Annotated in this window: 23 protein-coding genes and 1 tRNA gene; 15 read left to right on the top strand and 9 right to left on the bottom strand. The window is 69.0% G+C overall.

Features of this window, described 5'->3' with window-relative positions; genetic code table 11:
* Positions 1-757 (bottom strand): transcription antitermination factor NusB (locus V7702_RS08590; RefSeq protein WP_335649700.1); only part of this gene is annotated, 757 nt, incomplete at its 3' end.
* A 118-nt stretch (positions 758-875) separates the two neighbouring features.
* Between V7702_RS08590 and V7702_RS08585 the strand changes: the two genes are divergently transcribed.
* Positions 876-1,076, top strand: coding sequence for a DUF1674 domain-containing protein (locus V7702_RS08585; protein ID WP_335649699.1), 201 nt, complete (start codon positions 876-878; stop codon positions 1,074-1,076).
* Positions 1,077-1,184: 108 nt separating this feature from the next.
* Positions 1,185-1,925, top strand: a complete 741-nt coding sequence (locus V7702_RS08580; protein WP_335649698.1) for a hypothetical protein — start codon at positions 1,185-1,187, stop codon at positions 1,923-1,925.
* Positions 1,926-1,931: 6 nt separating this feature from the next.
* On the opposite strand, the gene pyrF is transcribed toward V7702_RS08580, so the two are convergent.
* Entirely contained in the window at positions 1,932-2,651 is a 720-nt protein-coding gene (pyrF, locus tag V7702_RS08575) for an orotidine-5'-phosphate decarboxylase (RefSeq protein WP_335649697.1), read from the bottom strand.
* Between the two features lie 83 nt (positions 2,652-2,734).
* Here pyrF and V7702_RS08570 point away from each other — a divergent pair, with 83 nt between their 5' ends.
* Complete coding sequence (locus V7702_RS08570; RefSeq protein WP_335649696.1) at positions 2,735-3,421, top strand: MarC family protein; 687 nt, start codon at positions 2,735-2,737, stop codon at positions 3,419-3,421.
* A gap of 14 nt (positions 3,422-3,435) precedes the next feature.
* Here V7702_RS08570 and V7702_RS08565 read toward each other — a convergent pair whose 3' ends face one another.
* Positions 3,436-4,230 (bottom strand): SDR family NAD(P)-dependent oxidoreductase, encoded by a 795-nt coding sequence (locus V7702_RS08565; protein WP_335649695.1) that lies wholly within the window; start codon positions 4,228-4,230, stop codon positions 3,436-3,438.
* A 221-nt stretch (positions 4,231-4,451) separates the two neighbouring features.
* On the opposite strand from V7702_RS08565, the gene V7702_RS08560 reads away from it, so the two are divergent.
* The 3 genes from V7702_RS08560 (at position 4,452) to V7702_RS08550 (ending at position 8,109) form a co-directional block, all read left to right on the top strand.
* Positions 4,452-6,368, top strand: coding sequence for a potassium transporter Kup (locus V7702_RS08560; protein WP_335649694.1), 1,917 nt, complete (start codon positions 4,452-4,454; stop codon positions 6,366-6,368).
* A gap of 71 nt (positions 6,369-6,439) precedes the next feature.
* Positions 6,440-6,805 carry a hypothetical protein gene (locus tag V7702_RS08555; protein ID WP_335649693.1) on the top strand — a complete coding sequence of 122 codons (366 nt, stop codon included), beginning with the start codon at positions 6,440-6,442 and terminating at the stop codon, positions 6,803-6,805.
* A 71-nt stretch (positions 6,806-6,876) separates the two neighbouring features.
* The gene (locus V7702_RS08550) at positions 6,877-8,109 is read left to right on the top strand and encodes an argininosuccinate synthase (RefSeq protein WP_335649692.1); all 1,233 of its coding nucleotides are present in this window, start codon (positions 6,877-6,879) and stop codon (positions 8,107-8,109) included.
* A gap of 6 nt (positions 8,110-8,115) precedes the next feature.
* Here the strand turns inward: V7702_RS08550 and V7702_RS08545 are convergent, their stop codons facing one another.
* Positions 8,116-8,322 carry a KTSC domain-containing protein gene (locus tag V7702_RS08545; RefSeq protein WP_335649691.1) on the bottom strand — a complete coding sequence of 69 codons (207 nt, stop codon included), beginning with the start codon at positions 8,320-8,322 and terminating at the stop codon, positions 8,116-8,118.
* A gap of 140 nt (positions 8,323-8,462) precedes the next feature.
* On the opposite strand from V7702_RS08545, the gene V7702_RS08540 reads away from it, so the two are divergent.
* Entirely contained in the window at positions 8,463-8,867 is a 405-nt protein-coding gene (locus V7702_RS08540; protein WP_335649690.1) for an MAPEG family protein, read from the top strand.
* Between the two features lie 5 nt (positions 8,868-8,872).
* On the opposite strand, the gene V7702_RS08535 is transcribed toward V7702_RS08540, so the two are convergent.
* Positions 8,873-9,643, bottom strand: a complete 771-nt coding sequence (locus V7702_RS08535; RefSeq protein WP_335649689.1) for a sulfite exporter TauE/SafE family protein — start codon at positions 9,641-9,643, stop codon at positions 8,873-8,875.
* 324 nt (positions 9,644-9,967) lie between these two features.
* On the opposite strand from V7702_RS08535, the gene V7702_RS08530 reads away from it, so the two are divergent.
* Positions 9,968-10,543 (top strand): CC0125/CC1285 family lipoprotein, encoded by a 576-nt coding sequence (locus tag V7702_RS08530; RefSeq protein WP_335649688.1) that lies wholly within the window; start codon positions 9,968-9,970, stop codon positions 10,541-10,543.
* 79 nt (positions 10,544-10,622) lie between these two features.
* Here V7702_RS08530 and V7702_RS08525 read toward each other — a convergent pair whose 3' ends face one another.
* From V7702_RS08525 to V7702_RS08515, 3 genes are all read right to left on the bottom strand, one after another.
* Positions 10,623-10,820, bottom strand: coding sequence for a hypothetical protein (locus V7702_RS08525; RefSeq protein ID WP_335649687.1), 198 nt, complete (start codon positions 10,818-10,820; stop codon positions 10,623-10,625).
* A gap of 202 nt (positions 10,821-11,022) precedes the next feature.
* A tRNA-Gly gene (locus V7702_RS08520) sits at positions 11,023-11,097 on the bottom strand.
* Positions 11,098-11,178: 81 nt separating this feature from the next.
* Entirely contained in the window at positions 11,179-11,922 is a 744-nt protein-coding gene (locus V7702_RS08515) for a DUF6065 family protein (protein ID WP_335649686.1), read from the bottom strand.
* 112 nt (positions 11,923-12,034) lie between these two features.
* On the opposite strand from V7702_RS08515, the gene V7702_RS08510 reads away from it, so the two are divergent.
* From V7702_RS08510 to V7702_RS08495, 4 genes are all read left to right on the top strand, one after another.
* On the top strand, positions 12,035-12,556 hold the full coding sequence (locus V7702_RS08510; RefSeq protein ID WP_335649685.1) for a prolyl-tRNA synthetase associated domain-containing protein: 522 nt from the start codon (positions 12,035-12,037) through the stop codon (positions 12,554-12,556).
* Positions 12,557-12,643: 87 nt separating this feature from the next.
* On the top strand, positions 12,644-13,540 hold the full coding sequence (locus V7702_RS08505; protein WP_335649684.1) for a co-chaperone YbbN: 897 nt from the start codon (positions 12,644-12,646) through the stop codon (positions 13,538-13,540).
* 16 nt (positions 13,541-13,556) lie between these two features.
* On the top strand, positions 13,557-14,216 hold the full coding sequence (locus V7702_RS08500; protein WP_335649683.1) for an LON peptidase substrate-binding domain-containing protein: 660 nt from the start codon (positions 13,557-13,559) through the stop codon (positions 14,214-14,216).
* A gap of 23 nt (positions 14,217-14,239) precedes the next feature.
* Positions 14,240-14,458: a Trm112 family protein gene (locus V7702_RS08495; RefSeq protein ID WP_305284306.1), complete on the top strand. Its 219-nt coding sequence runs from the start codon at positions 14,240-14,242 to the stop codon at positions 14,456-14,458.
* A gap of 23 nt (positions 14,459-14,481) precedes the next feature.
* Here V7702_RS08495 and V7702_RS08490 read toward each other — a convergent pair whose 3' ends face one another.
* A complete protein-coding gene (locus V7702_RS08490) occupies positions 14,482-15,732 on the bottom strand; it encodes a UbiH/UbiF/VisC/COQ6 family ubiquinone biosynthesis hydroxylase (protein WP_335649682.1) in 1,251 nt (416 codons plus the stop codon).
* 202 nt (positions 15,733-15,934) lie between these two features.
* Between V7702_RS08490 and V7702_RS08485 the strand changes: the two genes are divergently transcribed.
* The 3 genes from V7702_RS08485 to V7702_RS08475 are packed head-to-tail and all read left to right on the top strand — an operon-like array spanning position 15,935 to position 19,310.
* Positions 15,935-17,038, top strand: coding sequence for an HlyD family secretion protein (locus tag V7702_RS08485; RefSeq protein ID WP_335649681.1), 1,104 nt, complete (start codon positions 15,935-15,937; stop codon positions 17,036-17,038).
* Positions 17,039-17,052: 14 nt separating this feature from the next.
* Positions 17,053-18,699 (top strand): DHA2 family efflux MFS transporter permease subunit, encoded by a 1,647-nt coding sequence (locus V7702_RS08480; protein ID WP_335649680.1) that lies wholly within the window; start codon positions 17,053-17,055, stop codon positions 18,697-18,699.
* Positions 18,699-19,310, top strand: coding sequence for a TetR/AcrR family transcriptional regulator (locus V7702_RS08475; RefSeq protein WP_335649679.1), 612 nt, complete (start codon positions 18,699-18,701; stop codon positions 19,308-19,310). Before V7702_RS08480 ends, V7702_RS08475 begins: the two co-directional genes overlap by 1 nt.
* The last annotated feature ends 5 nt before the right edge of the window (positions 19,311-19,315 follow it).

Genomic DNA, 19,315 nt, shown 5'->3' with positions numbered 1-19,315 from the left:
GCAGGGTCTTGCCGCCCGGGGCGGCGCAGAGGTCGAGCACCTGCTGGTCGGGACCGGCTTCCAGCAGGCGGGCGGGGATGGCCGCCGAGGCGTCCTGCACCCACCAGGCGCCGGCTTCGAAGCCGGGCCAGGTCGCCAGGTCGCCGCGGCGGGCGGTGCGCAGGCTGCCGCCCGGCAGGATTTCGGCCTCCAGCTCGGCGGCCAGGGCCTGCGCCGTCGCCGGATCGCGGACGGAAAGGTCGGTGGCCGGCTCCTCGGCGATCACCGCGGCGATCTTCAGCGCCGCCTCTGGGCCATAGGCCGCGCTCCAGCGGGCCATCAGCCAGGGCGGCGGCAGGGCTTCGGGATCGTCCAGAGACGGCGGCTCGCGCAGCAGGCCGCGCAGCACCGCATTGACCAACCCCTTGAAGGGCGCTGTGTCCCGGCGCGAGGCGGCCAGATCCACGCTGGTGGCCACCGCCGCAAAGGGCGGGGTCTCCAGCAGGAAGGCCTGGGCCACCCCGATCCGCAGGATCTGGCGCACGCCATCGGGCGGCGACTTGGCCAGCTTGGCGTCCAGCGCCCGGTCGATGGGGCCCAGCCGGCGCAGGGTGGCCATGGCCAGGGCGCGGGCGAAGGCGCGGTCCCGGGGCGACAGCGCGCTGAAGGCCGGCGTGGAGATCGCCTCCTCCAGGCCGGTGCGGCGCGCCAGGGCGGCGGTCAGGATGTCGAGGGCGGCGCCCCGGGCGGGGAGGCCAAGATCGTTGTCTTCGTTCACCGGCTGCGACGTGCCCGCTCCGCAGGCCTCAGGCAAGGAAAGATCGCGCGCTGCGATGATTTGGACCGGCGCCCGCCGTGACTGGCGCCGCCGCGCCCGGCGTCCTAAATCATGGTCCATGACCGACGCGCCCCCGCCCAACGCGGCCCCCGACAAGCCCCTGACCCCCGCCGCCCGCCGCGCCCTGGAAGAGGCCGAAACCCGACGTCAGGCCGAGGCGGCGCAAGCCGCCCTGGCCGCCGAACAGGGCGGACCCAAGGGGCTTGAGCCCACACGGTTCGGCGACTGGGAGCGCAAGGGCATCGCCGTCGACTTCTAGGCCCGCGGCCTTTTCGCCTGCGGCCAAGCTCGCGCAAGGCTTGCAAGGACTCGTCGCGACCGGCCCGGCGCGTTAGCGTTCCGTTAAGTTTTGTCTCCGGAGCGTATGATGTCCTGGCCCTTCCGCCTGTTTGCGGGGTTCGCCCTCACCCTGGCCGTGGGCGGCGCCGCCGCAGCCTGCCCTTCCCACAATCCCTGCGCGGCGCCCTACGGGGGCGGCTATGCGGACGGCGGCTATTACGGGGCCTATGGCGCCGACCAGAGCTATCAGGCCTATCAGCGCAGTTCCGGCTACAGCGAAAGCTACGGCTATGAACAGGCCTATGTGAGCGACGCCTACGGCACGCGGGGCTCCGAGCAGGAATACGGACCCTACCGCCAGGAATACGGTTATCCGCAAGGCCCGTCCCACAGCTACCCGCCGCCGCAGTACGGACCGCCGCAACATGGCCCGGCGCCCTATCCGACGCCGGACTACGGCCCGCCCAACGCCTATTATCCGCCCGTCCAGTACTATCCGCCGGTCCAGCCGCCCGGCTACGGCCCGTGCTGCGCCCCTTGCGTCTCGGCCTGCGGTTCGGCCCATGGCGAGGTCCTGCCCATGAGCTTCTTCGCCGACTCAGGCGGCGTCGGTCCGATCCCGTCAGGCGGCTATGGCGGGGGCGGCTATATGATCATCAATGGCGGCGGCTCCGGCCGCGCCTCGTCCTACGCCTCAGCCCGGGCCTCGGCCAGCGTCGCCGTGCGCGGCGGCTACGCCTATGGCCATGGCGGCTATGGCGGCCATAAGGGCGGCCACGGGGGCGGTCATGGCGGCAAGGGCGGTCACGGCGGCGGCAAGGGCCACTGAAGCCGTCTAGGCGTCGGCCATCTCCGCGACGATCCGCAGGGCCGCGGCCTGGGGATCGTTGGCGCCGGTGATCGGGCGGCCACAAACGATGTGCGAGGCGCCGGCCTTCAGGGCCTGGGCTGGTGTGGCGGCGCGGGCCTGATCGTTCTTCGCTGACCAGTCGGGCCGCACGCCGGGCGTCACCACCAGGAAGTCGGGGCCGCCGATGGCCCGCGCCAACTGCGCCTCGTGCGGGCTGGCGACCACCCCGTCGCAGCCGGCGGCCACGGCCTGATGGATGCGACGCTCCACCAGGGTTCGGGCGCTTTCGGAATAACCCATATCCACCAGGTCCTCGTCCGACAGGCTGGTCAGCACGGTGACGGCGAGGATCTTCAGGTCTGAGCGGCCCCGACCGCGAACGGCGGCGGCCATGACCTGGGGCTCCCCATGGACGGTGAGGAGGTCGCAGCCGGAGTCGGCCAGCACCGCGGCCGAACGTTGCACCGTGGTGCCGATGTCGTGCAGCTTCCAGTCCAGGAAGACCTGCTTGCCCTGGGCCTTGAGGTCGCGGGCCAGGGTCATGCCGCCCGAGGCGAACAGTTCCAGCCCGACCTTGTAGAAGCTGACGGCCTCGCCGAGCGCCTCGACCATGGCGCGGGCCTGGTCGAGGTCGGGCAGGTCCAGGGGCACGATCAGGCGCGGATCGGCGGCGGCTGCGGTCTCCAGGCGGGCGGCGGCGGTCATGGCGCAGGCTCCGGGCAGATTTGCGCCGGTCCCGCCCCATAAGGGAGATCGGCGCCGCTTCGATTTTGGGCTAGGAGCGAGGCATGAGCCAGGCTGAGTTCGCGGTCAACTTCTTCGTGGCGTTGTTCGCCCTGATCGATCCGATCGGCAACGTCCCCCTGTTCGGCGCCGCGACCCAGGGCAGCAAGGGTCGCGATGCGCGGCTGGTGGCCGTCTATATCGCCCTGTTCATCCTGGGCTTCCTGACCTTCTTCTACTTCTCGGGCCTGGCCCTGCTGGCCTTCTTCGGCATCTCCCTGCCAGCCTTCCGTATCGCCGGCGGCATCATCCTCTTCCTGCTGGGCCTGGAGATGGCGCGGGACGACTTCACCGCCTCCTTTTCGGCCCTGGCCGAGGGCGACGAAAATCCCAAGGGCCGGGCGGGGCGCAAGTTCGAGCGGCTGATCGTGCCCTTCGCCATGCCCCTGCTGATCGGGCCTGGCGCCATCTCCTCGGTGGTCATCTATGCCAGCGAGGCCAAGGTCTTTGGCCTGGCCGGCGCGGCCATCGGCGTCGGCGTGATCGGCGCCATCGCCCTGGTGGTCATGCTCACCTTCTGGGCTGCGCCGGTGGTGACCAAGATCCTGGGGCGGATCGGCATGACCATCGTCGTGCGCGTGCTGGGCCTGATCCTCTGCGCCATGGCGGTGCAGTTCGTGCTGGTGGGCATAGCCGACGCCACCAGCGGGGTGATCCTCAATGAGGCCGCCAACCCCTATGTCGCCCAGTGACAAGGGCCATCGCCTCAGGGCTTGCGGAACCGCCAGCCCTGAGCGGCGGTGATCGCCATCACCCAGCGGTCGGGCAGCAGCCAGGCGAGGCCAGCCAGGGCCTTGTTCACGGCGCCCGGCACGCAGACCACCCGGTTGGCGTCGGCCGCCGCCAGGCCCGCGGCGACCACGGTTTCGGCGTCCATCCAGAGCCATCCCGGCGTGGCCCTGCTCAGCGGCTCGCGCATGCCGTTGACGTCGTGAAATTCCGACCAGGTCAGGCCCGGGCACAGGGCGCTCACATGGATCCCCGCCCCGGCGCACTCCTGATGAAGGCTCTGGGAGAAGCCGATCAGGAAGGCCTTCACCGGCCCATAGAGCCCCGCCCCGCCGGGCGTCAGCCCCGCCACCGAGGCGACATTGATGATGCGGCCATATCCGCGGGCGCGCATTCCCGGCAGCACGCGGTGGGCCAACTCGCACGGCGCGGTCAGCATCACCTGCAGGACGGCGGCCTGATCGCTCCAGCCGTTGTCGCCGAAGCCGCCGGGCAGGCCGTAGCCGGCGTTGTTCACCAGAATGTCCACGCTCAGGCCGCGGGCGGTCAGGGCCGCCTCCAGAGCGCCCGGCGTCGCCGGGTCGGCCAGGTCGGCGGCCAGGGTAAGCACGTCCACCCCGTGGTGATCGCGCAGCTCTGCGGCCAAGGCCTCCAGGCGCTCGGCCCGCCGGGCGGTCAGGACGAGGTTGTGGCCCTGGGCGGCCAGGGTGCGGGCGAAGGCGGCGCCGATGCCGGCGGACGCCCCGGTCACCAGGGCCAGTCGACGGTCCATTTACGCTCCTGCCGCGATAAAGGGACGCCTCGCGCCCGATGTTGTCCCGCGGCGAAGGTGGACAAGGACGGCGGCTGCGGCAAGCCGCCTGCTTGGGTAAGGGAGCCGCCCACGATTGAACCCCGTGCGGAATGGGTGTATCGCGCCCGCCGCATCGTCGGGGCGCAGACGTCCTGTCTGGGATTAAGAGACACCGCCCCCACGGTCTCCGGAGAGTCTGGATGAGTGAGCCGACCCCATCGGCTGCAGAGACGCCTGTTGATGCGTCTCACCCCAAGGCGGAAGGCTTCTGGGCGCTCGCCCTCGGCTCCGTCGGCGTCGTGTTCGGCGATATCGGCACCAGCCCGCTCTACGCCATGCGCGAGGCCCTGGCCCACTCCCGTAGCGGGGGCGCCAATGAGCTGGCGGTGTTCGGGGTGGTCTCCCTGGTCACCTGGGCGCTGATCCTGATCGTCACCCTGAAGTATGTGGTCTTCCTGCTGCAGGCCGATAACAAGGGCGAGGGGGGCACGCTGGCCTTGATGGCCCTGGCCCGCCGCGCCCTGGGCCGCCGGTCCGGCGCGGTCTTCTTCCTGGGCATGGTCGGCGCCGCCCTGTTCTATTCCGACGGCATCATCACGCCGGCCCTGTCGGTGCTCAGCGCCGTGGAGGGCCTGAAGGTCGCCCCAGGCCTGGGTACGGCGCTGGCGCCCTTCGTGCTGCCGATCTCGGCCGGCATCCTGATCGCGCTGTTCATGGTCCAGTCCCGCGGCACGGCCAGCGTGGCGCGCTTCTTCGGCCCCATCACCGCCCTGTGGTTCCTGACCCTGGCCGGCCTCGGCGTCGTCCACATCTTCGACGACCCGCGCATCCTGATGGGCCTGTCGCCGCACTACGGAATCCTGTTCCTGCTCGACAATGGCTTCCTGGGCTTCGTCATCCTGGGCAGCGTCTTCCTGGCGGTCACCGGCGCCGAGGCGCTCTATGCCGACATGGGCCATTTCGGAAAGGGTCCGATCCGCGCGGCCTGGGTCTATCTGGTCCTGCCGGCCCTGTTGCTCAACTATCTGGGCCAGGGCGCCCTGGTGCTCGACAATCCCGAGGCCCGGCTGAACCCCTTCTTCGAGATGATCCCGGAATTCGCCTTCTGGCCGATCCTGATCCTGGCGACAGCAGCCACCGTCATCGCCAGCCAGGCGGTGATCACCGGCGCCTTCTCAGTGACTCAGCAGGCGGTGCAGCTGGGCCTGCTGCCGCGGATCGACATCCGGCGGACCAGCGAGACCCTGGCGGGCCAGATCTATGTGCCGCAGGTCAACATGCTGCTGCTGGCCGGCGTGCTCGCCCTGCTGGCCATGTTCCAGACCTCGTCCAATCTGGCGGCGGCCTATGGCATCGCAGTGACCGGCTCCATGCTGGTCGACAGCATGCTGTTCTTCGTGATCATCGGCGCCCTGTGGAAGCGGCCCTGGTGGCAGGCGGCCCTGGCCGCCGGCGCCTTCGGCTGCATCGACCTGGTCTTCGTCTCGTCGAACCTGCTGAAGATCCCCCAGGGCGCCTGGTTCCCCCTGGTCATGGGCGGCGTCCTGGTGCTGGTGATGTGGACCTGGACCCGCGGCGCCCAGATCCTTACCGACAAGACCCGTCGCGACAGCATCCAGCTGACCGAGCTGACCGAAATTCTCAAGGCCCGCGCCCCGCACAGAGCCCCGGGCACCGCCATCTTCCTGACGTCGGACCCCGACGTCGCGCCGGTGGCCCTGATGCACAATCTCAAGCACAACAAGGTGCTGCATGAGAAGAACGTCATCCTGACGGTGAAGACGACCGAGACCCCGCGGGTCAAGGACGAGGACCGGATCAAGATCGAGCCGGTCAACGAGGACTTCAAGAAGGTCACCGTGGCCTACGGCTTCATGGAAAGCCCGAACCTGCCCAAGGCGCTGGGTCTCTGCCGCAAGCTCGGCCTGAAGTTCGACATCATGGCCACCAGCTTCTTCCTTGGCCGCCGCTCGGTGGTGCCTTCAGCCCAGTCGGGCATGCCGCTCTGGCAGGACCGTCTGTTCATCTATCTGATGCGCAACGCGGCCAATCCCACGGACTTCTTCAAGATCCCGCCCGGTCGCGTGGTGGAGCTGGGCACCCAGGTCACGGTCTAGGGTCGCTGGCCTGGACTCTGCGGTCCTAACTGGGCCATGGGTCGAGCGAGCAAGGTTGCGGGGAGAGAGCGATGAACTGGCTGGGCATTGTGGGCGACGCCCTTTGGATCGTCTCCCTCTCGATCATGGCCGGCGCCTCCCAGCGGGCCTGGGGACGCGTGCCGCCGGAAACCCGCATGCCATTGCAGTTCGCCCGCGACGGCCGGGCCATCATGCGGGTGCCGCGTCACATCGCCCTGCTGCTGATCCCGACCATCGCCTTCGTCCTCAGCGTGATGCTGCTGTGGCAGAACCGACAGACCGCGCCGGGCACGCCCGAGGCGCTGGTGCTGTTTGGCGTCCGCGCCACCCTGGCCGGGGTCTTCGCCCTCTATCACCTGCGCTGGCTGAGCGCCGCCCTGGCCCAGCTGGACCAGGAGGGCGCGCTTAGGTCTTGAACGCACGCCCCGTTCGCCCTTAAAGCCGCGCCTGTTTCCTCCATCCTCCGATCCTCGAAAGACCTCGCCCCATGGCCGCCGACAAGCCGATCAAGAAAGTCGTCCTCGCCTATTCCGGCGGCCTGGACACCTCGATCATCCTGAAGTGGCTGCAGACCGAATACGGCGCCGAGGTTGTGACCTTCACCGCCGACCTCGGCCAGGGCGAAGAGATCGAGCCGGCGCGGGCAAAGGCCCTGGCCGCCGGCGTCAAGCCCGAGAACATCTTCATCGAGGATGTCCGCGAGGAGTTCGTGCGCGACTTCGTCTTCCCGATGTTCCGCGCCAATACGGTCTATGAGGGCCAGTATCTGCTGGGCACCTCCATCGCCCGGCCGCTGATCGCCAAGCGGCAGATCGAGATCGCCCGGGCCGCCGGCGCTGACGCCGTCAGCCACGGCGCCACCGGCAAGGGCAACGACCAGGTCCGTTTCGAGCTCGGCTACTATGCGCTGGAGCCCGACATCCACGTGATCGCGCCCTGGCGGGAATGGGACTTCAAAAGCCGTGAGGCCCTGCTGGACTTCGCCGAGAAGCACCAGATCAAGATCACCAAGGACAAGCGCGGCGAGGCGCCCTTCAGCGTCGACGCCAACCTCCTGCACTCCTCCTCCGAGGGCAAGGTGCTCGAGGACCCGGCGGTCGAGGCGCCGGAGTTCGTCCATATGCGCACGCTCTCGCCCGAGGACGCGCCGGACAGGGCGACAGTCATCACCATCGACTTCGAGAAGGGCGACGCCATCGCCATCGATGGCGAGGCCCTGTCGCCCGCCGCCCTGCTGACCCGCCTGAACCAGCTGGGCCACGACAACGGGATCGGCCGCCTGGACCTGGTGGAGAACCGCTTCGTCGGCATGAAGTCCCGCGGTGTCTACGAGACGCCCGGCGGGACCATCCTGCTGGCCGCCCACCGGGGCATCGAGTCCATCACCCTGGATCGCGGCGCGGCTCACCTGAAGGACGAGCTGATGCCCCGCTATGCGGAGCTGATCTATAACGGCTTCTGGTTCAGCCCGGAGCGCGAGATGCTGCAGGCGGCCATCGACCACTCCCAGGCCCATGTGGCGGGCCAGGTCCGGGTGAAGCTCTACAAGGGCAATGTCACCGTCATCGGCCGCTCCAGCCCCTATTCGCTGTACGACCAGGAGCTGGTCACCTTCGAGGAGGGCAAGGTGGCCTATGACCAGCGCGATGCGGCCGGCTTCATCAAGCTGAACGCCCTGCGCCTGCGCGGTAGCGCCAAGCGCGACCGCCGGGGGCGCTGACGGGCCTCAGGCCTCGAGGCGGTTGTAGGGATAGCGGTCGCAGATCTGCTCGGTGAAGAAGCCGGCCGGTGAGGGCGCGTCGATAAAGGATCGGTGCACCTCGCCGGGCACGCCCACATAGACGTAGCACTCCCCGCCGGCGAAACGGACCAGAAGCTTGGTCCTGTCGGCGTCATACGCAATATCGGCGATGGTCTGGACTTCGGTCTGCATGGGCGCGGGGCCTCCATGGCGGGGTGTCCGTCATGGCCTTAACTCGGCGACCCCCGGTCAGAGTTCCCATCAGCCCCTCGCCCGTGCGAAGCTCCGCGCCAACAGCGCAGCTTGTTGCGCCATAAGAGGGGGAATTCGCCATGGGTCCGCACAGCTGGGTCGCACTGGTCACCATCGCCGCCATACTGGTCTATGCCTGGATGGGCGTCAGGGTCGGCCAGGCCCGGCGCGTCTCGGGGATCGCCGCCCCGGCCATGACCGGCGATCCGATCCTGGAACGCCACATCCGGGTGCAGGCCAACACCCTGGAATGGCTGCCGATCTTCCTGCCCGCCCTGTGGCTGTTCGCCATCTACTGGAACGACCTGATCGCCGCGGGGCTGGGCGTGGTCTGGATCATCGGCCGCGTGCTCTATGCGACCGGCTATGTGGCTGATCCAGGCAAGCGCGAGCTGGGCTTCATGGTCCAGGCCCTGGCGGCGGCGGTCCTTTTGTTCGGCGCCGCGGGCCGGGCCATCTGGACCCTGGTGGTGATCGGGGCCTGAGCCCCTCAGAGGAAGAGGAGCGTCGCCTGCCAGGCCGCGAGGCCGGTGACCAGCACGCCGACAATCCAGGTCAGGGCGCGGATCGGCAGCACCTTGGTCATCCAGCCGGCCAAGGGGGCGGCGACGATGCCGCCGGCGATCAGGCCGAGGACTGACGACAGGTGGTCGCGCAGGCCTTCGGTCTCCCAGTGCCCCGACAGCAGGGCCGAGAGGAAGGCCGCCGAGACTGCGGAGGCGACGAAGAACTCCGCCGCATTGGTGGTGCCGATCGCCTTGCGTGGGTCGGCCCCGGACCCCAGCAGGGTGGAGGTCACCACTGGACCCCAACCCCCGCCGCCCACGGCGTCGAAGAAGCCGCCGACCACGCCCAGCGGCAGCGGGCTCTTCCAGGAGAAGGGCTTGGGCCGCACGCCCTTCCAGGCCCGGTAGAGGATGACCAGGCCCATCAGGCCCAGCCACGAGACCACGTAGGGCTTGATCTTCTCGCCGTCGATGGAGGTGAGCAGATAGGTGCCGGCGACGCCGCCGACCACACCCCCGGCCGCGAGCAGGGCGAGCAGTCGCCAGCTGATGTTCTTGTGCGCCACATGCGACAGGGCCGAGGCCGCGCCGGTGAACACCTTGGCCGCATGGACGCTGGCCGAGGCGTTGGCCGGCGTCACGCCCATGGCCAGGAGGCTGGTGGTGGAGACCACCCCATAGGCCATGCCCAGGGCGCCATCGACCAACTGGGCGCCAAAACCCACAGCGGCGAAAAGAAGGAAGTCTGAAACCACGTTGAAGCCCCCGTGTGGCCAACCTTCGGACACTGTATCCTAGTGTCTCAATAGGAATTGCGTGAATTGTACAAGGCAGAATTCATGCCGTCGCGGCTCTCCCGCCCAAAGTGGCGGCGACGCCTGAAACTTGGCTCCCGAAACGGGCGAGGAATAACCGTTCGCCCAAGGGTTGCGCGTCACGAAGAGTTCACTGCGGAATCGGCGAGAGTCTATTGCCAGGGGCGCTAAGCCCTTGAGCGAAACCATATTTGGGCCACGGTGTTGACCCACCATGACGCCTTCTGTTCGAGGGACGTTCTCATCCAAAGGAACGAAGCGAAAATGAAGCGACTTCTGGGGCCTGTGGCCGCGCTCGCCCTTGTGGCCGGGCTCAGCGCCTGCGCCACGGCGACCCCTTACCAGCCCAATCTTCCGGGCGCGTCGGTCTCCGGCGGCTATTCGGAGATGCGGGTTGAGCCCGACCGCTGGCGGGTGAGCTTTGCGGGCAACAGCATGACCAGCCGCGAGACCGTCGAGGGCTATCTGCTTTATCGCGCCGCGGAGCTGACCGTACAGCAGGGCTATGACGGCTTTTCCATCGTCACCCGCGCCACCGACCGGGATGCGCGGACCTATGTGCAGCCCGATCCCTTTTACAATCCCTGGTATGGCCCCAGCTACGCCTATTGGCGGCCGCACTGGCGCTATTATTCGGCCTATGGCTGGCGCACCTGGGATCCCTATTTCGGCGACCCCTTCTTCGCTGATCGCGTGGATGTGCGCACCGTCGAGCGGTACGAGGCCACCGCCGAGATCGTGATGTATCGCGGGGCCAAGGCGCCGGGCGATCACAACGCCTTCGACGCTCGGGCCGTGCTGGAAAATCTCGGCCCGCGGATCGTGCGGCCGGCGCCCTAAAGACGCGTCCTCAGTCGTGGACAAAAAAGGGGGCGGACCGCTGGGTCCGCCCCCTTTCCATGTCGGACTTTAAACCCGCTCAGGTGATGTGCTTGGGCGCAATCGGGTCGCTGGCGGGGAAGGTCTCCTCCACGGCCTCGTCCACCAGGGCTTCCTGGCGGGTCTCGGCCTTGCGCTCGTCCTTGTTCAACTGGTCGGGCTTCTGGCCCTCATTAAGGGGCTCGGCCGGGCGCGAGCTGGGGCCGTTCGGGTCGTTGTCATTGCGCTGATCGGTCATTGCAGGACCTCCGTCATTTCTGTTGGCGCCCGCCGCGGCGACGGGAGCCTCACCACGCAAAATGCTGCAGGGGCGCCCTTGGTTGCAGGCGGCGCGGCGATCACGAACCGAATTTCAGCCCAGATGGACGGCGCGCTGAAGACAAAAGAAGCGGCCCGCCAGGGGCCGCTTCTTTGTTTCGCTGCAAGACCCCGAGGGGAATTGGAGCGGGCGAAGAGATTCGAACTCTCGACCCCAACCTTGGCAAGGTTGTGCTCTACCACTGAGCTACGCCCGCGCTTTTCGATGCCGACCGGTTGGCCGCCCCCGAAAATCGAGAGCGGGCTTATGGCAGACGACACTGGCCTTGGCAAGCGGCCTAGCCGCCGAATTTCGGGGCTTTCAGCCGGCGCTTGTTGACGTGGTCCTTGGGGGCCTCGGCGACGGCGTCGGGGAACTCGCCGCGGAAGTAGTAGCGCTGCCAGGCTTCCTTGGTCGCCTCGGGGTCGGCGCGGAAAATCTTGGCGTTGAATTCGGTGCGGTGCTTCTCCCAGGCGGAGTACTGGCCCAGCAGGTCGGCGTTACGTGCCAGGGGCCGGATCACCGGCTGGAACTCGGCCAGGGGTTTGTCCTGCACCAGGGTGATGAAGCAGAAGGGCTCGCCCTTGCGGAACTGCACCTTGCCCGGCCGGGTGAAGATCCAGTTCATGGTGAAGGGGAAGGGCAGCCAGTCGGTCTCCACCAGGCCGGCCAGGGGCTGGATGCCGTCCTTGACGTGGTTGGGCGGCCCCTGGGCCATCATCGACCAGCCCGGCGGCGTGCGGAACAGATAGCCCGGGTGGAAGGTCAGCACCCCGTGGCTGAAGTGCGACTTGGCGAAGTTGTGGAAATCCGGGTGGGGATTGTCCGGCTGCAGGACGATGTCTTCCTGGAAGTTGCCGCCGTTCCACTCGGCGCTGAACCCCATGGGGCAGAGAATCTCCCAGCCGCTGGTGTTGGCCATGGTCAGCGGCAGACACCGATAGGGATGGCGGTCGGCGAAATGCTCCATCCAGGCGCGCTGGGGCCGGCCTGGCACGATTTCCGGCGGCCGGTCTGCGGTGGGATAGCACTCGAGCTCCATGGGGCGTCCTACCTTTCGACGAGGGGCCGCGGGCCGGCCACCTCCTGCTCTAGCCAGCCGCCGGCGCCCTCGTCCAGTTCCACGATGGCCGCGGCCGCCCTATGAGGAGGCCATGAACACCCGCGACGACCTTCTCGCCTTCCTCGACGCCCACCAGATCAGCCACAGGACCGTGGATCACCCCGCGGTCTTCCGGGTCGGCGAGGGCGAGGAGATCAAGGCCGGCCTGCCCGGCGCCCATACCAAGAACCTGTTCCTCAAGGACGCCAAGGATCGCCTGTGGCTGATCTCGGCCGCCGACCGGACGACCATCGACCTGAAGCGCCTGCCGCCGGTGATCGGCTCGGCCCGGCTGTCCTTTGGGCGCGAAGACCTGATGGTCGAGATCTTGGGCGTCACGCCGGGCTCCGTCACCGCCTTCGCCCTGATCAACGATGTGGAGCGCAAGGTGACCTTCGTGCTGGACAAGGCGCTGGCCGATGCGCCCCTGGTGAACTTCCATCCGCTGACCAACACCGCGACGACCGCCATCGATCAGGCGGGCCTTCGGACCTTCTTCGCGGCGGTGGGGGTCACCCCTCTGATCGTGGACTTCGAGGCCATGGCCGCACTCGGCCCGCAAACCTTGGGCTGAGGCAAACCTTCCGTTGAAGCCGAAGAGCCATGCGACCATCTTAGGGCTGCCGCGTTGCCCAAGTCAGACCAGGAAGACGAGTTCGCCATGAGCCTTATAGGAGAAACCGCCGCCGCGCCCGCAGGCGACCTGATCAAGGACGCCACCGACGCCAGCTTCATGGCCGACGTGGTCGAGGCCAGCCAGGACACGCCGGTCATCGTGGACTTCTGGGCGCCCTGGTGCGGCCCCTGCCGGCAGCTCGGCCCGGCCCTGGAAAAGGCGGTCACCGCCGCCAAGGGCAAGGTCAGGCTGGTCAAGATCGACATCGACAAGAACCCGGCCTTCGCCGAACAATTGCGGGTGCAGTCGATCCCGGCGGTCTTCGCCTTCTTTGGCGGCCGGCCGGTGGACGCCTTCATGGGCGCCTTGCCCGACAGCCAGGTGAAGGCCTTCGTCGACAAGCTGGCGGCCATGGCGCCGGCCGACGGCGTCGGCGAGATGCTCGACATGGCCAAGGCCGCCCTCGAGGCCGGCGACCTCCCGCTGGCGGCGCAGGGCTTCGCCCAGGTGCTGCAGGCCGAGCCGGACAATGTGAAGGCCCTTGGCGGCCTCGCCCGCTGCTACATGACCGGCGGCGAGCCCGATCGCGCCCGGGAAATCCTCGACATGGCGCCGGCGGACGCCAAGGACGCCGACCTCGACAGCGTGCGCGCCGCCCTGAACCTGGCCGCCGAGGCGCCCTCCGACACCAGCGCGTTCGAGACCCGCCTGGCGGCCGACCCCGACGACCACGAGGCTCGCCTGGCGCTGGCCAAGGCCCTGGCCGGCCATGGCCGCATGGAGGCCGCCGCCGACCACCTTCTGCAGATCATCGAGCGCGACCGGAACTGGAATGAAGATGCGGCGCGCAAGCAACTCCTCACCATCTTTGAAGCCGCGGGCCCCGGCTCGGAAGTGGCCCGCAGCGGGCGCAAGCGGCTCTCGGCGATCCTGTTCTCATAGACGCGAGGTGAAGACGATGCCGGGCTACCGGCGGACGGCGGACCTGCCGCAGATCATCCCCATCTTCCCCCTGGACGGCGCCATCCTGCTGCCCGGCGGCGAGTTGCCGTTGCAGGTCTTCGAGCCGCGCTATCTGAACATGGTGGACGACGCCATGGCCGGGGACCGGGTCATCGGCATGATCCAGACCCGCGCCGGGGGCGAACGATCCCGGCCGAACCTGACCAGCGTCGGCTGCGCCGGACGGATCACCAGCTTCGCCGAAACCTCCGATGGCCGCTATCTGATCACCCTGACCGGGGTCTGCCGCTTCGCCGTAGGGGAGGAGATTTCGGCCCGGACCCCCTATCGTCAGGTGCGGGTGGACTTCGCCACGTTCGAACCGGACCTGTCGCCGGAAGACCAGGACGCGCCGGAGATGGATCGCGAGCGGTTCGCCAAGGCCCTGAAGCGCTATCTCAACCGCCGCGAGCTGGACGTGGACGATGAGACCGCCCTGACGGCGCCCATCGAACCCTTGGTGACCAGCCTGACCATGGGCCTGCCCTTCGAGCCTTCGGAGAAGCAGGCCCTGCTGGAGGCCGAGACCCTGGCCGCCCGCATCCGCACCTTGACCGCCCTCTTGGAGATCGACGCCCTGGAGGACGACGATGGCGCGCCCCATAGCGTGCAGTAGGCGGCTGGTCTAAGAAGCTGCCTATGACTGACGACGCCATCCCTGCCGAGCCCTTTCCGGCCCTGACCGCCGAGATCGATCCCCGCCTGCTGGAGATTCTGGTCTGCCCCGTGACCCACGGGCGGCTGGACTATGATCGCGAGAAGGCCGAGCTGATCAGCCAGGGGGCCAAGCTAGCCTATCCGATCCGTGACGGCGTGCCCATCATGCTGCCGGAAGAAGCCCGCACTCTGGAGGCCTGAGGCATCCAGAGCCTGGGAGCCCCTCAGAGGGCTTCGCCGCGCAATAGGCGGGGCAGGTCCCCGAAGGCGCCGCCAGCCTCCTGCATGAACATCGTACGGGCCGGGGCGATGCGGTTGACCGCCGCCATGCCCGCCCCCCGCGCCAGGCGCAGCACCGGGTTGTCGTTCGAAAACAGGTGGACGAAGGCGTCCATGCCGGCGCTGAGCATGGCGGTGTCGAACCTGCGCCAGCGGGCGTAGCGCTCCAGCACCGTCTCCGAACCCAGATCCTCCCCCAACCGCGCGGCGTCCACCAGCACCTGGGCCAGCGCCGCGGCGCCCTTCAGGCCGAGGTTCAGCCCCTGGCCGGCGATCGGATGCACCCCGTGGGCGGCGTCGCCCAGCAGGGCCAGCCGCGGGGCGGTGAACCGCTCGGCCAGCTGCAGGGACAGGGGATAGGAGAAGACCGGCCCCTCCAGGCGCGCCTGTCCTAGAAACGCGCCGAACCGCCGCATCAGGTGGGCGTGGAAGATCTCTGGGCGGGCCGATTTCAGCGCCGCGCCGCGAGCCGTGCTCTCGGTCCAGACCAGGCTCGCCCGGTTGTCGGTCAGGGGCAGGATGGCGAAGGGGCCACTGGGCAGGAAGTATTCGTGGGCCACACCCTCATGGGGGCGATCCAGCCGCACCGTGGCCACCACGCCGGTCTGGCGATAGTCCCAGCCGATGGCGCCTATGCCGGCCGCCTTGCGCAGCACCGAGCCGCGGCCCTCGGCGCCGATGGCCAGCGGCGCGCGCAGGACCTGGCCGTCCTCCAGGGTGACGATGGCGCCGCCCTTTTCGAACTGGGCGCTGGCCACCCGGGCCGGCGCCAGGACGGGGATGCCGGCCTCGACCACGGCCTGGGACAGGGCCGCGCGGATCTGGCGATTCTCCAGAAGATAGCCCAGGGGCTCGCCGTCGGACCCGTCGGCGATCTCGGCGGAGTCGAAGCGCAGGTGAAAGGGCAGGGAGGCCGGCGTCGCGGCGCCCGGCGTGCGGCCGTCGGTGACGAGGATCTGTTCGATCCGCTGGGCGTGGGGCGCCAGCGCCTCGCCGACGCCGAGGGTCTTCCATTGGCGAAAGGCGGCATAGGCGATGGCCGAGGCGCGGCCGTCGAAGGTCGGCGCCAGCTGGGTCTCGAAGGGCGCCGGGTCGATCAGCAGCGGCTTGAGGCCGCCCTGCGCCAGGGCCAGGGCCAGGGTCGCGCCCGCAATGCCGGCGCCAGCGATGATCACGTCGGGATCGGTGGTGTCCATGGGACCGATATGGCGCGCCCGCCCCATCGACGTCCAGGGGCGGCGAGCGCTCGGGGGCCGGGAAAAGGCGATGGACCCGTCGGTCCATTTTTCACTTGCCTGGGAGCAGGCGCGGGTCTAGAGGCGGTCCTGTGGACGCGCGAGTCCATTTTTGAACCTCATTCCGCGGCCGGGCGCCGCCAGTCCCTGCGAAGTCTGTTCCATGGCCATTCGTGACATCGTCTCCCGCATCAAGCCGGTCCCCCTGATCGCCGCCGCCGTCCTGCTGGCGGTGGGCGTTGGCGGGGTGATGTGGTGGGTGGAGCGCCAGCATTTCGAGACCACCGACAACGCCTTCGCCCAGGCTGACACGGTCTCGGTGGCGCCGCAGATTGACGGCTATGTCACCGAGGTTCTGGTGGCCGACAACGCCGTGGTCCAGAAGGGGCAGGTCCTGGCCCGCATCGACGCGGCGACCATCAAGGCCAGCCTCGCCCAGGCGACCGCCCGGGCCCAGGCCCTCGACGCGGCCGTGCGCGGCGTCGATGACCGGGCCGCGCTGGAAGAGGCGATGATCGCCCAGAAGGCCGCCGGCCTGCAGAGCGCCCGGGCGCAGGCCCAGCTCGCCCAGGCCGAGATGGACCGCTATCAGCGCCTGTCGACCGAGGGCTGGGTGTCGGCCCAGCGGGTGCAGACCGTCAAGGCCGGGTCCAGCCAGGCCGACGCCGCCGTGGCCGAGGCCCAGGCCACCCTGGAGGCCGAGCGCCGCACCGCCCAGTCCCTGGGCTCGGCCAGGGCCCAGACTGAGGCCGAGGCCGCCGCGGCGCGGGCCGCCGTCGAGCAGGCGCGCATCGACCTGTCGCGCACCGAGATCCGCGCGCCGGTCGCCGGCGTGGTGGGCGCCCGCGCCGTGCGGCCCGGCCAATATGTGCGCCCCGGCGGAACCCTGATGAGCATCGTGCCGGTGGGACAGTCCTACGTCGTGGCCAATTTCAAGGAGACCCAGGTCGCCCGCCTCAGCATCGGCCAGGCTGTGGAGGTCAAGGCCGACGCCTTCGGCGGCCAGACCCTGACGGGCCGGATCGAGAGCTTCGCCCCGGCCACCGGCTCAGAGTTCGCCCTGATCCCGGTGGAGAACGCCGTGGGCAACTTCACCAAGATCGCCCAGCGCCTGCCGGTCCGCATCGCCATCGATCCCGGCCAGCCCCTGGCCGGCGCCCTGCGACCGGGCCTGTCGGTGGAGGTCAAGGTGGATGTCCGTGAAACGCCGGGTGCGACCTTCGCCGACGCCATGTCCGGCGCCGTCGTCCAGGCCGACGCCCGCTAGGGCGAGGCAGGGCCATGAGCGACGAAGCCCTCGACCCCGCAGATCTGTCCCGGCGCAAGCCGGATGCGCCGCCCGTGGCCGAGGCGCCGGCGCCGGCCAGCGTGACCGACGCCGCCGGTGAGATCGACTGGCCCAAGATTTTCCTGGGCTTCGGCGGCATGGTGATCGGCCAGTTCATGGCCATCCTGGACATCCAGATCGTCGCCGCCTCCCTGACCCAGATCCAGGCCGGCATCGGGGCCAGCGCCGACCAGATCAGCTGGGTTCAGACCATCTATCTCCTGGCCGAGGTGGTCATCATTCCGCTGACCGCCTACCTGACCCGCATGTTCGGCACCCGGCCGGTCTATGTGGTGGCCGCCGGCGCCTTCATCGTCACCTCGATCCTCACCGGCCTGTCGTCGGGGGTGGAGATGATGATCATCATGCGGGCCTTTCAGGGCCTGGCCGCCGGGGCGATGATCCCGGCGGTGTTCGCCACGGCCATGACGGTGTTTCCACCGGACAAGCGGGTGACGGCCAATGTGATCGTCGGCCTGATCGTCACCCTGGCCCCCACCATCGGCCCGACGCTCGGCGGGCACCTGACCGACAGCCTGGGCTGGCGCTGGCTGTTCTTCATCAATGCGCCGGTGGGCCTGCTGGTCATCTTCCTGGTCGGCCGCTACGCCACCTTCGACCAGGGGGACCGCTCCCTGGCCAAGGGGGTGGACTGGTGGGGCGTCGGCCTGATGACCGTCTTCCTGCTCTCCATGCAGTATGTGATCGAGGAGGGCGCCAAGGAGGGCTGGTTCGACGAGCCGTTGATCCTGTGGCTGACGGTGGCCGCGGTGCTGACCGGCGCGGCCTTCATCTGGCGACAGCTGACCTACGCCAAGCCGATCGTCTCCTTGAGGCCATTCCAGGACCGTAATTTCAGCCTGGGCATGGTGATGAACTTCGTCGCCGGCGCCAGCCTTTTTGGCGGCACCTTCATCCTGCCCCTGTTCCTGGGTCAGGTGCGTCACTATTCGGCGGCCGAGGTGGGGACCACCATGCTGATCTCCGGCCTGGTGATGTTCATCTCCGCGCCGATCGCCGGCCGGCTGGTGCGGGCCATGGACGCCCGCATTCCGATGGTTCTGGGCTTCGCCCTGGCGGCCTACGGGGTGGGGCTCGGCGCCCGGGTGACGGAGGACTGGGGCTTCTGGCAGTTCGCCAGCCTGCAGGCCTGGCGGGGGATCGGGGTGATGATCGCCATGATCGCCGCCCAGCAGATGAGCGTCTCGACCCTGCCGGTCTCGATGATGAAGGACGCCTCGTCCCTGGTGAACCTGATCCGCAATGTGGGCGGCGCGGTGGGGCTGGCCGTACTCACCACCGTGCTCACCCACCAGACGGCCGTCCACTATGGCGACCTGAGCGCCGCGGTCAGCCTGGGCAATCTCGAGAGCCAGAACATGCTGGAGAGCCTGACTGGCATGATGGAGGCCCGCGGCGTGTTCGATCCCGAGGGCGCCGGCCGCAAGGCCTTCGCCGGGCTGCTGCAGAGACAGTCCCTGGTGCTGGCCTTCGGGGACGCCTTCTTCGTCCTGGCGGCCGGCTGCGCCATGGCGGCGGTCCTGGCGCTGTTCGCCGCCCCGGCCAAGGCGCCGGCCGCGCCGGCTTCGGGAGGCCACTGATGCCCAGGCTGCCGGGACAGATCGATCAGGCCAAGAGCCAGGCCATCCTCGACGCCGCCGCCGCCGCGCTCGGGGAATGCGGCCTGTCGACGCCGATGGGCGAGATCGCCCGACGGGCCGGCGTTTCCAAGCAGACCATCTATAATCACTTCGGCTCCAAGGCCGACCTGATCCGGGCCATCGTCGACCGCCGGGTGGACGAGATCGCCGCCCCCCTGCTGGCGCCAGGCGCCCTGGACCACCCGGAGGAGGCCCTGGCGGGCTTTGGCCGGGTGATGCTGGAGCTTGTGCTGCGGCCCCATGGGCGGGCGCTGGTGAAGATGGCCGTGCAGGCGGCCGACGACATGCCCGACCTGGCGCGGGCCTTCTATGAGGCCGGGCCGCGCACCTCGCGCCGCCGGCTGGCCGACTTCCTGCGCGACGAGACGGCGGCCGGCCGCATGAGCGTGGACGATCCCGACCAGGGCGCCGACTTCTTCGCCGGCATGGTCATCGGGGTGCGCCAGATCGCGGGCCTGCTGGGGGTCGAGCAGACCGCGACCCCAGACGATATCGACCGCATCGCCCGGGCTGCAGCCCAGCGCTTCCTGAAGGCCTACGCCGCCCCGTGAGGCGT

This window comes from Phenylobacterium sp. (genome assembly GCF_036963605.1).
Taxonomy (GTDB): domain Bacteria; phylum Pseudomonadota; class Alphaproteobacteria; order Caulobacterales; family Caulobacteraceae; genus Phenylobacterium.
This window is presented reverse-complemented; position numbering and strand designations above follow the sequence as displayed.

What these genes read in the sequence shown, in the direction of transcription:
- V7702_RS08585 (WP_335649699.1), top strand. Translation starts at nt 876, where the DNA reads ATGACCGACGCGCCCCCGCCCAACGCGGCCCCCGACAAGCCCCTGACC.
- V7702_RS08580 (WP_335649698.1), top strand. Translation starts at nt 1,185, where the DNA reads ATGTCCTGGCCCTTCCGCCTGTTTGCGGGGTTCGCCCTCACCCTGGCC.
- pyrF (WP_335649697.1), bottom strand. Translation starts at nt 2,651, where the DNA reads ATGACCGCCGCCGCCCGCCTGGAGACCGCAGCCGCCGCCGATCCGCGC.
- V7702_RS08570 (WP_335649696.1), top strand. Translation starts at nt 2,735, where the DNA reads ATGAGCCAGGCTGAGTTCGCGGTCAACTTCTTCGTGGCGTTGTTCGCC.
- V7702_RS08565 (WP_335649695.1), bottom strand. Translation starts at nt 4,230, where the DNA reads ATGGACCGTCGACTGGCCCTGGTGACCGGGGCGTCCGCCGGCATCGGC.
- V7702_RS08560 (WP_335649694.1), top strand. Translation starts at nt 4,452, where the DNA reads ATGAGTGAGCCGACCCCATCGGCTGCAGAGACGCCTGTTGATGCGTCT.
- V7702_RS08555 (WP_335649693.1), top strand. Translation starts at nt 6,440, where the DNA reads ATGAACTGGCTGGGCATTGTGGGCGACGCCCTTTGGATCGTCTCCCTC.
- V7702_RS08550 (WP_335649692.1), top strand. Translation starts at nt 6,877, where the DNA reads ATGGCCGCCGACAAGCCGATCAAGAAAGTCGTCCTCGCCTATTCCGGC.
- V7702_RS08545 (WP_335649691.1), bottom strand. Translation starts at nt 8,322, where the DNA reads ATGCAGACCGAAGTCCAGACCATCGCCGATATTGCGTATGACGCCGAC.
- V7702_RS08540 (WP_335649690.1), top strand. Translation starts at nt 8,463, where the DNA reads ATGGGTCCGCACAGCTGGGTCGCACTGGTCACCATCGCCGCCATACTG.
- V7702_RS08530 (WP_335649688.1), top strand. Translation starts at nt 9,968, where the DNA reads ATGAAGCGACTTCTGGGGCCTGTGGCCGCGCTCGCCCTTGTGGCCGGG.
- V7702_RS08525 (WP_335649687.1), bottom strand. Translation starts at nt 10,820, where the DNA reads ATGACCGATCAGCGCAATGACAACGACCCGAACGGCCCCAGCTCGCGC.
- V7702_RS08515 (WP_335649686.1), bottom strand. Translation starts at nt 11,922, where the DNA reads ATGGAGCTCGAGTGCTATCCCACCGCAGACCGGCCGCCGGAAATCGTG.
- V7702_RS08510 (WP_335649685.1), top strand. Translation starts at nt 12,035, where the DNA reads ATGAACACCCGCGACGACCTTCTCGCCTTCCTCGACGCCCACCAGATC.
- V7702_RS08505 (WP_335649684.1), top strand. Translation starts at nt 12,644, where the DNA reads ATGAGCCTTATAGGAGAAACCGCCGCCGCGCCCGCAGGCGACCTGATC.
- V7702_RS08500 (WP_335649683.1), top strand. Translation starts at nt 13,557, where the DNA reads ATGCCGGGCTACCGGCGGACGGCGGACCTGCCGCAGATCATCCCCATC.
- V7702_RS08495 (WP_305284306.1), top strand. Translation starts at nt 14,240, where the DNA reads ATGACTGACGACGCCATCCCTGCCGAGCCCTTTCCGGCCCTGACCGCC.
- V7702_RS08490 (WP_335649682.1), bottom strand. Translation starts at nt 15,732, where the DNA reads ATGGACACCACCGATCCCGACGTGATCATCGCTGGCGCCGGCATTGCG.
- V7702_RS08485 (WP_335649681.1), top strand. Translation starts at nt 15,935, where the DNA reads ATGGCCATTCGTGACATCGTCTCCCGCATCAAGCCGGTCCCCCTGATC.
- V7702_RS08480 (WP_335649680.1), top strand. Translation starts at nt 17,053, where the DNA reads ATGAGCGACGAAGCCCTCGACCCCGCAGATCTGTCCCGGCGCAAGCCG.
- V7702_RS08475 (WP_335649679.1), top strand. Translation starts at nt 18,699, where the DNA reads ATGCCCAGGCTGCCGGGACAGATCGATCAGGCCAAGAGCCAGGCCATC.